The sequence below is a fragment of the Bacillus sp. FSL R5-0523 genome (assembly GCF_037975295.1).
GTDB lineage: Bacteria > Bacillota > Bacilli > Bacillales > Bacillaceae > Bacillus > Bacillus subtilis.
Map to the genome: position 1 here is coordinate 3,485,101 of NZ_CP150251.1, position 15,095 is coordinate 3,500,195.

The 15,095-nt window shown below is 42.5% G+C and carries 11 protein-coding genes; 1 reads left to right on the forward strand and 10 read right to left on the reverse strand.

The genetic code is table 11. The annotated features are described in order from the left end of the window. Positions 1-10 precede the first annotated feature (10 nt). From tuaE to NYE53_RS17920, 9 genes are all read right to left on the reverse strand, one after another. A complete protein-coding gene (gene tuaE / locus NYE53_RS17880) occupies positions 11-1,477 on the reverse strand; it encodes a teichuronic acid biosynthesis protein TuaE (RefSeq protein ID WP_339246016.1) in 1,467 nt (488 codons plus the stop codon). Positions 1,478-1,561: 84 nt separating this feature from the next. Beyond that, positions 1,562-2,947 carry a UDP-glucose 6-dehydrogenase TuaD gene (gene tuaD / locus NYE53_RS17885; protein ID WP_014478137.1) on the reverse strand — a complete coding sequence of 462 codons (1,386 nt, stop codon included), beginning with the start codon at positions 2,945-2,947 and terminating at the stop codon, positions 1,562-1,564. A 61-nt stretch (positions 2,948-3,008) separates the two neighbouring features. Next, entirely contained in the window at positions 3,009-4,178 is a 1,170-nt protein-coding gene (locus NYE53_RS17890; protein ID WP_339246019.1) for a glycosyltransferase family 4 protein, read from the reverse strand. Continuing rightward, entirely contained in the window at positions 4,175-5,626 is a 1,452-nt protein-coding gene (locus tag NYE53_RS17895) for an MOP flippase family protein (protein ID WP_339248572.1), read from the reverse strand. The genes NYE53_RS17890 and NYE53_RS17895 overlap by 4 nt, the downstream gene beginning before the upstream one ends. Positions 5,627-5,681: 55 nt before the next feature. Beyond that, complete coding sequence (locus tag NYE53_RS17900) at positions 5,682-6,341, reverse strand: sugar transferase (RefSeq protein ID WP_003242561.1); 660 nt, start codon at positions 6,339-6,341, stop codon at positions 5,682-5,684. A gap of 234 nt (positions 6,342-6,575) precedes the next feature. Continuing rightward, a complete protein-coding gene (gene tarQ / locus NYE53_RS17905) occupies positions 6,576-8,480 on the reverse strand; it encodes a (poly)ribitol-phosphate teichoic acid beta-D-glucosyltransferase TarQ (protein WP_339246022.1) in 1,905 nt (634 codons plus the stop codon). Positions 8,481-8,699: 219 nt separating this feature from the next. Next, positions 8,700-10,187, reverse strand: coding sequence for an N-acetylmuramoyl-L-alanine amidase (locus NYE53_RS17910; protein WP_327828488.1), 1,488 nt, complete (start codon positions 10,185-10,187; stop codon positions 8,700-8,702). Positions 10,188-10,274: 87 nt separating this feature from the next. Continuing rightward, complete coding sequence (locus tag NYE53_RS17915; protein ID WP_339246025.1) at positions 10,275-12,428, reverse strand: SpoIID/LytB domain-containing protein; 2,154 nt, start codon at positions 12,426-12,428, stop codon at positions 10,275-10,277. 27 nt (positions 12,429-12,455) lie between these two features. Continuing rightward, positions 12,456-12,779, reverse strand: coding sequence for a hypothetical protein (locus NYE53_RS17920; RefSeq protein WP_015384797.1), 324 nt, complete (start codon positions 12,777-12,779; stop codon positions 12,456-12,458). Positions 12,780-12,991: 212 nt separating this feature from the next. Between NYE53_RS17920 and lytR the strand changes: the two genes are divergently transcribed. Then, positions 12,992-13,912 (forward strand): transcription antiterminator LytR, encoded by a 921-nt coding sequence (lytR, locus tag NYE53_RS17925; RefSeq protein ID WP_015251104.1) that lies wholly within the window; start codon positions 12,992-12,994, stop codon positions 13,910-13,912. A gap of 39 nt (positions 13,913-13,951) precedes the next feature. Here lytR and wecB read toward each other — a convergent pair whose 3' ends face one another. After that, positions 13,952-15,094: a UDP-N-acetylglucosamine 2-epimerase (non-hydrolyzing) gene (gene wecB, locus NYE53_RS17930; protein ID WP_339246027.1), complete on the reverse strand. Its 1,143-nt coding sequence runs from the start codon at positions 15,092-15,094 to the stop codon at positions 13,952-13,954. Position 15,095: the final 1 nt, after the last annotated feature.

A 15,095-nucleotide genomic window follows, 5' to 3' on the forward strand; every position in this document is an offset into this window, starting at 1 on the left:
TGTAGTCTGTTTATCTGTACATCGGCTCAGGCGTTTGTCTGGATCGCCTTAACACATTCACGGCGGCGATGACGAGCGCCATAAACACCCAATGGAAAAATAAATTTGAAACAGAGCTTGGGCTGATACTTGATACCAGGAAACTGACCATAGCGGTAATAAGTCCTTCTGTGATCAGTTTTGACTGATTTTCTAATTTTCTTTCATAAAACTTGTAAAGCACCCATATGAGGTAGGCATAAACGGACAGATATCCCAGCATGATGAACAAGCCAAAATTAGCAAGAATTTCAACAAGCCAGTTATGCACCTCTGCCACATTGTCAGTATCATATACAGCATAATGCTCAAGATAATAGGATACATTTCCTGCTCCGACTCCGAATCCGTATGAATCAAGGAAAAAATGCCAAGCGTTTTTCAGCAGATTTGCCCGAGCCACATTTGATGGAAGCCTGTCATGAAATGAATGTAGCGTCTGCGGGGCCAGAAACAGCTCCCAAAACTTTGAATAGATTTTGCTGGCGAAAAGAACTGCGAAAAGAGCAATTCCCGCCGCCGACAGCCATATAGCCATTTTCTTTAAAACAGGCGGCAATACAATGAAGATGTAGACAGCAATACCTGCAAAAATACCCAGAAGGCTGGCTCTTGAACCAGTGGCAAAAATTAAATACAACGCACAGAGCGAGAGCACAAGGCCAATTGCCTTGATGTATCCATTCTTAATGTTTTTCATCATCGTGATGTAAAAAAAGAAGCTGATGGATAAAAAGGTCGCAAAGTCATTTTGATTAAAAAAGACCGATGTCGGATAATGCTGCTTATACTCCGGTCCGCTGTACAATGTGGAACTCGCAAGATGATGGTGGGTGATATGATTGTAAAAGCCAATGATCATCAGAAATACCGTCATCACCAGCCAAATGGCATAAACAATCATCAGCCGCTCCATTTTTTGCACGTACATGACAATAAGATAAATGAAGAAAATTCCCATTGCCAATAAGGCTAAATACTTGAGGCCAACTGTTACCGACTTGGCCCACAGCAGAGAAACAAGGCCATATATAAACCAAAAGGCGAAAAAGAGCAATATCCCTTTTACTTGCAGCCCATGCCATCTTTCAATATGGGTTCGATTCCGAACCATGCCGAAAATATGAAGGCAACCCGCTGCGATGAGCAGAAGCCGGTAAAGGAACAAACTGAAAAATCCAAGATGAATAGCGAAAAATGCATTATTTAAAAAAGTGCAGGCGATCAAAATATAGATTACAGCCATAAAGAGCCGTTCTTTTGTTGTAAATGCGGTTGCAAGCGTCAGTAAAAACAGGCCAATTGCCAACACCGCAAGCACAGCAGCCATCTGCATGAAACCTATATCTTTATGGATGGCTCCCAGCAATAGGACGACTCCAAATATAGCAGCGGCCAGTAACGCTAGCGTATGGACCGCTGATCGTTTGATACTCACATGTTTAACCCCTTTCCTGATGTTTCAGGAGCCGGCGGCCGAGCCTAGCAGCCGGCAGCTTCAACCAAGTAACACTTTTTCTTTTTATAAATTGACGCTTCCCAAGTCTTTAGCCAATTCTTCAAGCGGCAAGCCCGGAAAATACTTGTCAGAAGGTTCCGTTCCCCGAACAGCGGGACGGCCGATAGAGTGATAAATGTATCCGGCTGCCTGCATCTCTTCAAGTGAAAATAAATTTCTGCCGTCGATGATGACTGGCTGTTTTAAGAGGGTTTTCACTTTTACAAGCTCCATTTCTTTCACTTCCGGCCAATCCGTTAAAATCAGGCATGCATCAGTGTCTTCAATCGCAGCATACACATCTGTGTAATACTCGACCTGTTCGCCAAGGATCGCTGAAGCTTCAGGAATAGCAATCGGATCGTATGCTTTTACATGGGCGCCCAGCTGCTGCAGCATTGGGATAATATCAAGCGCTGGAGCGGATCTCACATCGTTCGTATTCGGTTTGAAGGCTAATCCCAGGACTGAAATGGTTCTCCCTTTGACGCTTCCCATAACAGTCAAAAGTTTATCTACAATATGAACACGCTGCTTTTCGTTCGTTTCAATGACAGCTTCGATGAGCTTGAATGGATAGCCTGCCGATTTTGCGATTTGAAGCAACGCGGTTGTATCCTTTGGAAAACATGAACCGCCGAATCCAATACCCGCTTTAAGGAACTTTCTGCCGATACGGCTGTCAAGACCAACACCATCAGCAACTTTTGAAACGTCTGCGCCGACTCGCTCACAAATGTTTGCGATATCGTTGATAAAGGAAATCTTTGTCGCCAGAAATGCATTCGCGGCGTATTTAATCATTTCTGCACTTTCTAGGTTTGTTTTAATGACAGGAGCATGGAATGGCTGATGAAGTTCCTCAATGATGGCAGCGGCTTTATGACTTGTTGAACCAATCACGGCACGCTCCATATTCATCGTGTCATGAATCGCTGACCCTTCCCGAAGGAATTCAGGGTTAGATACAACATCAAATGAGTATCTCCCCTTTGAGGCTTTTTGAACGATAGATTGCACCAGTTTCCCTGTTCCAACCGGGACTGTGCTTTTATTTACGATCACTTTGTAGCCGTTAAGATGCTCACCGATTGTTTTCGCCGCCGCTTTGACGTACGTTAAATCAGCTTCACCTGTTTTGGACATAGGCGTTCCGACTGCAATATAAATAATATCTGAGGCCCGAATGGCAGACGGGATATCGTTCGTAAAGGTCAGGCGCTGATCCAGCACATTTTTTTCAACTAAGTCTGCAAGCCCTGGTTCATAGATTGGGATTACCCCATTTTTCAGGCTTCTGATTTTTGATTCATCGATATCACAGCAAACAACTTTATTGCCGATCTCCGCAAAGCAAGTGCCTGATACGAGTCCTACATAACCTGTTCCAATGACAGCTATTTTTTTCACAGCGCTCAACCCTCTCCTGTAAAATGATCTTCCTATTTATAATGGTCGCAGTGTCTTACGATTAAACGGACGTTTTCGTGACCGTCTGATACTGATGATGCAAGGCCTTGGCGTTTTTTCCTGCGTCAAATTGAGCCTGCACGGTTTCATACAAGTCATCTGCTACTTCCGGCTTCCATATTTGCTCATGTTCGTACCGAGTGATCGCTTCCGCCAAGGCTTGAGCGGATTTCGGTTTAATCAGCAGATGTTGGTGCTTTCCGAATAAAGACGACACTCCGCCAACATCCGTACAAATAACAGGAACCCTTAGCGCCAGCGCCTCAATCACAACAGTCGGCATCCCCTCACTGTAAGAAGGAAGTACAAATAGATCTGCCGCAAGTAAATAGTCTCTTACCTGATGATTCGGCACTTGGCCTGTGACGATATGCCCCTTCTGCGTCAGCGTCGATTTTGCGGGACCATCCCCGACAAAGACTGCCTTAGGAGAGTCCTGCAGCGATTCGATCGCTTCAGACAGTTCAAAAATGCCTTTCTCTCTGACCAGCCGGCCGACATAGACAGCCAGACGCTGATCGAGCGGGAGTCCGAGTCTTTTTCTGATTTCCTCTTTCGTCTCCTCATTCTCCTGAAAACGGCTGAGCTGTATGCCGATTGGCAAAACCGAGCTGTCAAAGCCCGAAAGCTTTTTGGCTTCTTCCTGAAGCTTGTGGCTGACTGCTAAAACAACTGACGCAGAACCTACGGCACGCTTGAAGGCTTTAAACGCTCCTTTGCTGTAATGCGGATAGACATTCACATCACTGCCATGCAAAGTCAGGACATAAGGAATTTGCGCTGACTCTGACACGACTGCCGCAGCCCCGCCCGATGGCATGGCAAAATGCGCATGGATCAGATCCGGATATAGGTCGCATTGATTCATGGTTTTTAAAACGGCTGATGCGATTCTCCGATGAGGCTGCGCCCACTTCAGCTGGCCGGGAACTGCCCGATAGAAAGGCCGGTAAACCGGTATTCCCTTTCTAATCTCATACTCCGGTCTGGCATCCTTTTTTCGATATGTCTTTTTCAGCATGCGGACAGGCGCTGAATGAAAAGGCCGTGGGCATATCACAGTGATATCAAGCCCGAGTTTTTGCAGCTCTTGCACCTGTGTCTCATGAAACACACCCTCTCCGGGTTTCATACTGCTCGGATATACGCTTGTGATCCACAAAATCTTCATGACAAACGTCCTTTTCTTAGTAGTTTGCTTTTCGTTTGAGGGTACGCTTTTACCAAAAGAAAGAGATAGCACAGCGCCCCGGCTGCAACTGAAATGGCCAGCCGCATTTCTGCCTGCATACTGAAGTGTTCGGTACTGAGGCTTACACCAAACGCGATGATGCCCATCGCCGCAGTAATCAGAAATGGCTTCATAATCGACTGGAAATAAGCTGAAAGGTGAAGCTTGATGACATATGCCAAAAGCCAGCGCCCGATCAGGAAATTAACAACACTGATAATGGCATACACCCATGCGACTGTCAGCAGGCTTCCCGTCTGTACAGCTGCAAACAGTGATAATCCATACAGCAGCAGAACGCCGGAATCCCAATAAAATGCTAAGTCTGCTCTTCCTTTAGCCAGCAACACAGATCCATTTGGATTCATGAGCACTCTTAGTATTCCGACAATCGCCAGAACATTTAGGATCGGAACAGCAGCAAGCCATTTTTCTCCGAAAACCGCTGTGATAAAGGCGTCTGACACAGACACGAGCCCGATTAACAGCGGAAACGAAACAAGCGCCAGCATTTTTGTCATATTCAGAAAGCCTTCTCTGATCACGCTGTTTTCATATTTGTTTTTTGCGAAAACAGGGAATGCCACCCGTGTGACAATCGGATTGATCTTCAAAACCGGAATGGTGACAATCTGATAAGCGAGGTTATAAATCCCCAATGCTTCAGCACCAATAAACCGGCCGATCAAAATCATGTCGATATTTGCTCCCAGCCTGTTCACAAGACGGGATGAAAGCTGAAAGGCTCCAAAAGTAAAGAAATCCTTCATGCCTCTCAAATCAAAAACAAAAGCAGGATGCCACTTTTTTCGATATACAGCCCAATATAAAATCCCTTTACTGGACTGCAGCAGGACTTGAGAAATCACGTACGCCAAAATCGCATCCATCATAAAAACTGCTATCGCTAAATATCCGAATGACAATACATTTGAAAAAATCTCTATTTTGCTTAACGTATTAAAATGCAGCTGCTTTTGCAGCATATACTGATATTGCTGTCCAATTGGCGCGATCAAAAACATAATCGCCAGAATCCGAACCAGAAACACCAGCTCTTCTCTTTGATAAAATCCCGCAATGACAGGACTGCTCACATATAAAAGAACAAACAGCAAAACGCCCGTCATAATGTTAAGCCAATACAATGTTGACAGCTGGCGCTCCGTCGCGTCGTCTCTCTGAATTAATGCTGCGCCAAAACCCATATCGAGCACAATCTGGGCGAAAACTGTAACCGTTGTGATCATGCCGACAAGCCCAAATTCTGTTAAGGTCATCATATTTCCAAGCAGGGCAAACTGAACAATTTGTATGATTGTAATACACATGGTTGAAATACTTGTCCACTTTGCACCGCTCATGATTTGTTTTGTAATACTTGGCATCATATTCCCTACTTCTTTTTAAGCTCAGATTGATGGTGAATAATGGAATCCCGTTTTATCTTGCACCATCACCCGTCCAAACTACTTTACAAGTTTTTAACATAATTTTTAATTCTAAAGTGAAAGTCAGATTGCGAATGTAATATAAATCAAATATCAGCTTTTCCTTCGGCGTCATATCGTAACCGCCGTTCACCTGAGCCCAGCCGCTCAATCCCGGTTTAACAGCCAGACGCTGTGTAAAGCCTGGAATCTCATTCTGGAATTTTTCCGTAAATACAGGCCGTTCCGGACGAGGGCCAATCATACTCATATCGCCTTTCAGCACATTAAACAGCTGAGGAAGCTCGTCAATTCTCGTTCTTCTGATAAAAGCTCCGATCCTTGTCACCCGCGGATCTTGCTTCTGTGCCCAAACCGCTCCAGACTTCTCGGCATCTATTTTCATGGAACGAAGCTTATAAAGCTTAAATGGTTTCCCGCCTTTCCCTACGCGTTCCTGCGTATAAATGGCAGGCCCCGGTGTCTCCAAACAAATCAATATTGAAAATACCGCAATCATTGGCAGCGCAATCGCCAACCCAATGAGCGCAAACCAAATATCCATTACGCGCTTTATTGCCAAATAACGAGCCGTCTTTTCAGATAATGTAAAAGAATGTATTTGCTGAACTGAGAATTCACGACTCACATTCATGCTTTTCTCTGCACTCACTGACACACACCTCACGATTTGTTTGGGATGTTATGATGACCTATGCCAGTCAGTTTAGCAGACGGATGTTAATTGGATGTAAATGGTATGTTAAGAAGTGTGAATTTGTTATTTTTTCTGACATTTATCCGTAAACTTTTTATTGTTTTAGACACTTTTTTTAAAAATTAAGCATATTATTTAAAAAAAGAGACAAATCATTTTACTGATTTGTCTCTTTTCGTTGTGAAACATTTAATATTGAAAATAAAACTTTGATTTAGAGGTTAACAGCTTGTATTGAACCTCAACCATTTTACTAAAGAATAACATGGATTTTCGTTCCACATTCCTTGTGTCCAGGACAATTGTTTGGTTATCCACTTTTGCACTGATTTTATTTTGGGAAGTATTTATCGCAAATTCAATTAATCGCTCTTTCTTTACATGAACTAGCTGTTCAAGTAAACTCTGCACGTTTACTGTCAATTTTGTACAATTAGGCTCTAACTCTATACGTTTTACCGGTAATGAGATTTCAGACTGTCCGGTATTCACAATGATTTTTGAATGATTTGGCAAACAGATTTGCTTATCTTTAAAAATAAATGATAAATCTTTTGATTCTGTTTCATATGAAAGTTCTGCTTCTGTATAGGCATGTTTCTTTATATCAATCGAAAGATTATCGTAGTTCATTGTGAAATATGGTCTTGCACTGAAGACAAACAAAGCATTATGCCCTAAATACATCGTTTTTGTAGAATACTTATACGCAGCACGCTTGTTTCCGATTCTCGCCCTTAATTTGTAGTCGTCTATCGACGATTCAATAAAGAAATCCCAAACGCCTAAGTCTTCTTCTGCAGATGCCAGTTCATCAAACCTGCACTCAAATGTAAATGTTGAATTTTCATAATTAGCCGGCGCGATATATTTTTCCGCCTTTGTATCGCGATGAACAAATATTCCTGTCAGAGATTGATTTTGATTCGTTTCATCATCCAACAATTTGTGTTTAATGGTTCCTTGAATGCTGAGGCTGTGATCGCTAAATTCAATATTCTGCAGATAATGTTCAAGCTTATTTTTATAATTTACTTTTAATAACTCTTCAGAAATTGGATAGCGTTCTAAGCTCGGATAACGTGCAATTAAATCCCCGTTATATACAACACAGAACTTTTTAATGTCTTGTTCCTCACGCTCATACTGGGTTAACCCCTGCAAATCATTATTCCGAATAAACAGCAGCCGCAACTTGATATGCGGAAGCACAAATTGGTCAGCCTCTTCAGGTACTGCATGAATAAATGAAGACAAATATTTAAACCATTCAGCTCTTTCTTCATCTGTCTTCATTTTTATTGTGACATTTTTTGTCCGCGAAAAATCGAAATGCCTGTTTAAAAATACTGCCATCAGTTTCGTTTTTCTTGCTTCTTCCAGATCACTAGCCTTGATAGCAGAGATAATATCTTCCATTGCTCCATAAAAGTTCTCTGGGGGAACATAAGCAACACTCATATGTTCACCGTCTCTTTTGACCAGATAGTAATAATCATAGTCAGCTGAAACAGAAATCTTCTTTGCCTTTAAATAAGCGTTCATTGTGAAGACTTGATCTTCCGCTGCTTTTATGTGAGTAGGGAAGATGATTTGATTTTCTTTTAAAAGTGAGGCTTTAAACAGTTTTTGGGGTCCCAATGTGAAAACAATTTTGGAATCAACCAAATCAACATCTGGGTTTGTTTCCTTAAACATTGATTTGGGAACACCTCGGCCGTTTATCCCTTTTAACTTACCTAAAGTAATATCTGAATCATTCTCTTTTGAGAAATTGTACCATTTTAACAATGCTTCATTGCCTAGATAGTCATCGGAATCAACAAACAGGATGTATTCACCTTTGGCAATTTTTATTGCATCATTCCGCGGCGCACCTGGACCGCCTGAATTTATGGTTCTTTCAACAACAACAATATTGTCATATTTCTTTTTATATCGATTCAAAATGTCTAAAGATGAATCCGTAGATTTATCATCGACACATATAATCTCATAATCCTCTTTTGGCATCGTTTGGTTAACTAAGCTATCAAGACATTCGGAAATAAGATCTTCTGAATTATATACAGGGATAACAATGCTTATTTTCATCGATTACCTCACTACCCTAATGGATCGGTTATATTTTTGCCTGATAATTATATCAAAAACATCTGTCAATAAGAATAGGCCTAACCTTAAATTTTGTTAAACTTTTACATAGCATATGTGGTTTAAAATTTTTCTCATTTTATCGTATAAAAAAGCTTGCCGGCAATTCCTGATGGGTTCTGCCGGCAAGCCGCTATTGATGTCTACTAATTTAATCCCCTAATAATATCCAATGATTCCTTCATATATAGCTTGAGCTGCTTTTTCTTGATACAAAGCACTCTTTAACTTACTTGCGTCGTTCGCATTTGAAATGAACGCCAGCTCCGCTAAACTGCTCGGCATCGTTGATTCTCTGATGACATGGAAATTCCCTAATCTCACGCCTCGGTTTTGAGTGTTAAGGGCTTTGTAAAGTCTGTTTTGGATTTCTGTTGCGAGACGTTTGCTATTCGCTGACTCATACTTTGTATAATAGTAGGTTTCAGTACCTGTTGCAGCAGGAGTTGCTGAATTGGCGTGAATACTCACAAACAGGTTTGCATTATTGCTTTTTGCTTTTGCAACCCGCTCTGAAAGCTCTAAGAAAACATCTGTAGATCTGGCCATAATCGGAATGGCTCCACCATTGGAAAGTTTGCTGTTTACAAGCTTAGCAACGGCAAGGTTAACATCTTTCTCTTTTAAACCATTACCTACCGCGCCGCTGTCATAACCACCGTGTCCTGCATCCACAAATACCTTTTTGCCTACAATTACATTTTTAAGCTGGTTCACGACATTTGTTGTCACTGAAATAGTTCCCCCAAGAACTGTGAAGGTATTCTTGCTATTTGATCCGATGACTGTTCTTGTCGCAGTCGGCAATGAACCGGCGTCAGTAAATAGCATTGGGCGATTTTGCTTCGCCGCCAGAACAGAACCCGCTAATGCATCGGCATATTGATAGCCATTGCTGACAAATGCGGCTTTTGATGAAGAATAATATTTTTTCGCTATGTTTGCAGCCACTTCAAAACGGCTGTTTCCGCCGATTCTTGTTGGTGAAGGAAGCTGGCTGTAAACATTTTTAGAGACACTGATTTCTCCTCCGACCACAATAGTCGATGATGTCCCTTTGCTGTTCATCGCATTTTTCGTTGGTGCAGGAATGGAGCTTGCAGTAGTCAGTAAAATTGGAATACCATTACGAGCAGCATAAGAACCGATCGCCAGACTGTCAGCATATGCCGTGCCATTTGCGATTACCGCTTTTGAATTTGAAGATAACTTTTTAGAAATATTTTGGGCAACTTCATAGCGGCTTCTTCCGCCGATCCGTTCCACATTGGAAATACCCAATTTTTTAATGTCACTTACAACGTTGTTAGAAACACTTATTGTTCCGCCAATGACGATAACCTTGCTCGGTTTAAGCTGGCTGATTCTGTCTTTCGTCGGCGCAGTCAGTTTAGATGATTCCGTCAATAAAATCGGGGCATTGTATTTGTAAGCTAAAGGTGCAGCAGTTAATACATCTGCATACGCTGTTCCGTTTGCCACAACAACCGTGCTCGCACTGCTCCAGCCTTGTTTTGAAACATTCACAGCAACCTCATATCTGCTTGCTCCATCCAGCCTTGTAACAGAGTTTGCCGCAAACGCATTTGGTACAAATAACACGACTCCTAGTATCAGCATAGGTATGCTTTTAAGAAAGATCCGCAAAGATAGTCCCTCCAAAGATTCATAATGATTCATAAATCAAATAACGAACAAAGGAGGCATCTCGCCTCCTTGGACTCTAACAATCTTTTAATAGCTTGATAGAGTTGTTCCCGGATAGTAAAAACTTAAAATTGTTGTATAAGATTGTCCGGCAGCTGCTCTGGCATTGGCTCCGTACTGACTCATGCCTATGCCGTGTCCGTATCCTTTACCGCTAATGAGAAAGGCGTTTGTATTGCTTGAGACAGAAGCATATGTACTCTTCATATTGGAAGCGCCAAGCATCGTTCTCAGCTCTGTTGCCGGTACTGAAATTGTTGCCGTTTTTTCACTCAGGCTTCCATTTGAAAGAACGTAGCCATTTGATTTTTCTTTCACGAAATATGAGAATGTGACGCTTGCTGTTTCCGGCCGCTGACCGGCAGTTTTCTCCGTGCTGAATTTCACACTGGATATTTTCGTGATTTTGATAGAATCGGCATTGCTGTATTTATTTTTAATAAACCAGCTTTTCAAACCGCTCAAATATGATGAGTTTGTTTCATTTTTAGAGCTCCACCAAGAACCCGGGCTTTTCAGATTCAGACTGCTCTTATCAAGCTGGGTTTTATTTAAAGACAGAGACCAGCTGATTTGCGGGTCGTACGTATCTTTTTTGGCGATTAAATAAGGAAGCTGGCTGCTCCACACCTCACCGCTCGCTTCTGTGTAGCCGCCGTTGCTTGAGGAATACGTAGCTGAAATCAAATTCCCATTGTATTTCAAAACTTTACCTTTTGTAGCTTCGACCACTTCTGAAGTTTTTGAATTCCAGTCATATCCGCCATATACCTGAAAAGCGGTGGTGTCTTGTACTTCTTTTCCGGCCGAACTGATGGAATAAGTTCTCGCTGCGACAGCTTGGGCTTTAAGCGCTTCTTTCTGCCAGCTGGCCGGCATTTCATGAGGAACAACACCCTTTAAATAATCTTCAAAGGGGATATTCACATTGATTGGCCGAACATATTTGCCTGACTCTATTGTAAATTTCATGTTTCCGAGATATGGCGTTCCGTTCAGACTGATAGAATTTGTAGTTGCATATTTTTTAGGCTGTGCTGTAAAAGACGTTCCAAGCGTCTTGATTGCAATACTGTTTTTATAAAGCACTAGGTTTCCGCCGGTTAACTTGACTGTATATCCAGTTCCTGCAAAAGTATCTGCCAGTTTGTTCTTTAGCGTATCACTGATGGAAATGCTTCCTCCAAGCAGCGCAAATGACTGAGTTCCTTTTGACGCTACTACATCAGCGACTGGTGACGGCAGGCTGCCTGATTCAACCAGCAGTAAAGGGCTTCCCTGCTTTGCTGCAAGCACAGATCCCGTTAATGCATCCGCGAATGTTTGTCCGTTTGACATAAATACCTTTGTTGCTTTCATATTTAATTCTTTAACGATATTGGCAGATACCTCATATCGGGAAACGCCGCCAATCCGTTTCACAGTTGCCTTCTTTTTTAAAGCAGCTTCCACACCAGTGCTGACACTCAACGGACCGCCGACAATTGTAACCTTGCTTGGAATTTTGTAATCACTGCGGATGTTATTGTCTCCCGCAAGTAAAATCGGATAACCGTTCATTGCAGCATATGGCGCGATTGACAGGGCATCCGTAAAGACCATGCCTGTAGCCACTACTGCCTGGCTGTAATTCCCCATCCGATCGGCTATGTTTTTAGAAACCTCGTAACGGGTTGCTCCGCCAATCCGATCGATAGAACCATATTTTTTTAATGTATTTTCTACATTTTTAGAAACACTGATTGTACCGCCAATGATGAGAATATTGTCAGGATTTAATTTTGCAATTTCGCTTTCTGTTTTTGGTGTTAGCGAATCTGCGTCTGTTAATAAAATCGGTGCATCGTACTTTTTGGCAAGCGGGGTTGCAGAGAGCGCATCGGCAAAAGCGTCCCGATTTACAATGACCACAGTCGTTGGATTTGTCCATCCGGCAGAGGCGACATTATTGGCAACATCAAAACGGGTTGCTCCTCCATATCGCTCTGTATCCGCAATTCTTGAGCCGGGAATTTCATATCCGCCTGTGATATCGACATCCAAACTTGATTTGCTGCCTACATAATTACTCAGCTTAACCGAAATGGTTTTATCAGCGGCTTTCGCAGTCTGCATAAACGCCGGACATGCTACAGCCGCCGCAGTGACTGACGATAGAAGCAAGAGCTTCATTTTTTTCAAAACATGGAACCCCCTAAGAGTTTTTTATTACTTTGTCTCAAGATCCTTAAGCATTAAAGCGCCATTTGAATCTTTTGTATATTTGACAACAACTTTTTGCCCTTCTGAAATGCTGTTCATTTTGTCCTGAAGGTCTGAACCAACCTGAATCGACGTCTCTTTATCATCAATAGTGACTGCAATTGTATGGCTGTCCGCCAAACCGGCAAAAGTGCCTTCCTTCGTTACTGTCTCTTCTGCAGCCGCATCCTGGCTGTCTGAATTTGTTTCTGCTCCTGATGAGTTCTGAGCTGTGCCGCACGCAGACAAAAGAAGCAGCATTGAGAACATTAAAATAGCAATTTTTTTCATTCCTATATCACCTCTCCACTTTTTATCGACAATTTTAAGCTTATTTTAAGATTTCTTTCAAAACAACGAAAAATTTTTGCGGATTTTCTTAAAATACCGAAACATTTGTTACAAGGAGCCGTCTATTGTAAAGAATCAGACAAATTTTAGTTGTTTTCAAATATTAAGAAACTTATAATCGTACTAGATTACAAAAAAGCGAGGACTTTATTATGAGAGCTGAAAAAAGAAAGAAAAAAAGAAAGGCGTTACTTGTCATTTTAGCCATTGTGGCCGTATTTGTACTCGGAACAGGCGGCTATGCATACTACTTATGGCATAAAGCAGCATCAACCGTGGCAAGTATTCATGAAAGCATTGATAAATCGAAAAAGAGGGATAAAGAGGTCAGTATCAATAAAAAAGATCCTTTTTCCGTCTTAATCATGGGTGTGGATGAACGCGACGGCGACAAGGGCCGTGCCGATACGCTTATTTATATGACCGTTAACCCAAAAACAAATACAACCGACATGGTCAGCATTCCGCGTGACACGTATACAAAAATTATCGGAAAAGGCACAATGGATAAAATCAACCATTCATACGCTTTCGGCGGCACGCAGATGACGGTTGACACGGTCGAGAACTTCCTCGATGTTCCGGTTGATTATTTTGTAAAAGTGAACATGGAAAGCTTTAGAGACGTTGTTGATACACTTGGCGGCATTACTGTTAACAGCACATTCGCCTTCAGCTATGACGGTTATTCGTTCGGCAAAGGAGAAATCACACTGAACGGAAAAGAAGCGCTCGCTTATACCCGGATGAGAAAAGAAGATCCGAGAGGCGACTTCGGACGCCAGGACCGCCAGCGCCAAGTCATCCAAGGTATTATTAATAAAGGCGCTAATATTTCTTCCATCACGAAATTCGGAGATATGTTTAAAGTTGTTGAAGATAATGTGAAAACGAACTTGACCTTCGATAACATGTGGGATATCCAGTCGGATTACAAAGGTGCGCGGAAACATATTAAACAGCACGAACTAAAAGGTACAGGCACGAAAATCAATGGAATTTACTACTACCAAGCTGATGAAAGCGCCCTTTCCGATATTACAAAAGAGCTGAAGGAAAGCCTCGAAAAGTAAAACAAAAAGAAGCTTCGCACAATGTGCAAAGCTTCTTTTTTATATGCCTGTAAATGAATCCGGTTGTTCTTTCCGGTACCCGTAATGAAACAGCAATTCTTCCACAATCCGGCGGGAAGCCTCTCCATCTCCATACGGATTAGAAGCCTGGGACATTTTTTCGTACTTATCATGATCAGTTAACAGCTGTTTTGCCAGCTGATAAATGTTTTCCTCATCCGTCCCTGCAAGTTTCAGCGTTCCCGCTTCCACTCCTTCAGGCCGTTCCGTCGTATCACGCAGAACAAGCACCGGTTTCCCGAGAGATGGGGCTTCCTCCTGCACGCCGCCCGAATCTGTCAATATAAAATGCGATTTCGCTGCAAAGTTATGGAAATCGATCACCTCTAAAGGTTCAATCAGATGCACTCTGTCAGAATCACCAAAATGCTTATGAGCCGCTTCCCGGACAACAGGATTCAGGTGCACAGGGTAAACGACTTGTACATCTTCAAATTCCTCTACAATTCTGCGGATGGCCTTGAACATGTTTTCCATTGGCTCGCCCAAATTTTCCCGGCGGTGAGCGGTTAAGAGAATCATTTTATCCTCACCCACCTGATCGAGAACAGGATGTGAGTAACCATCCCTAACCGTTGTGTTGAGTGCGTCAATCGCTGTATTGCCCGTTACAAAAATAGAGGCGGCCTTTTTGTTTTCTTTTAATAAATTGTCTTTCGCCTGGCCTGTCGGAGCAAAATGCAAATCAGCAATCGCCCCTGTCATCTGTCGATTGAGCTCTTCCGGAAACGGGGAATACTTATTCCCTGTACGGAGCCCCGCCTCCACATGACCGACAGCAATTTGATGGTAAAAAGCGGCTAGGCTTCCGGCAAACGTCGTCGTTGTATCACCATGGACAAGCACAATATCGGGTTTGATATCTTTAAACAACTCATCCAATTTTACAAGTGCGTTAGACGTAATCTCTGCCAGTGTCTGCCGCTCCTTCATAATGTTCAAATCGAAGTCAGGCTTGATGTGAAACGCATCTAACACCTGATCGAGCATCTGTCTGTGCTGTGCAGTTACCGTTACATAGGAATCTATTTCAGGATATTTTTTCAATTCAAGCACAAGCGGTGCCATCTTGATCGCTTCAGGCCTGGTCCCGAAAACGGTCATAACTTTTAGTTTTTTCATA

Excerpts from the sequence above, each read along its gene's own strand:
- NYE53_RS17895 (WP_339248572.1), bottom strand. The coding sequence starts at position 5,626 with ATGCCAAGTATTACAAAACAAATCATGAGCGGTGCAAAGTGGACAAGT.
- wecB (WP_339246027.1), bottom strand. The coding sequence starts at position 15,094 with ATGAAAAAACTAAAAGTTATGACCGTTTTCGGGACCAGGCCTGAAGCG.
- tarQ (WP_339246022.1), bottom strand. The coding sequence starts at position 8,480 with ATGAAAATAAGCATTGTTATCCCTGTATATAATTCAGAAGATCTTATT.
- NYE53_RS17920 (WP_015384797.1), bottom strand. The coding sequence starts at position 12,779 with ATGAAAAAAATTGCTATTTTAATGTTCTCAATGCTGCTTCTTTTGTCT.
- lytR (WP_015251104.1), top strand. The coding sequence starts at position 12,992 with ATGAGAGCTGAAAAAAGAAAGAAAAAAAGAAAGGCGTTACTTGTCATT.
- NYE53_RS17890 (WP_339246019.1), bottom strand. The coding sequence starts at position 4,178 with ATGAAGATTTTGTGGATCACAAGCGTATATCCGAGCAGTATGAAACCC.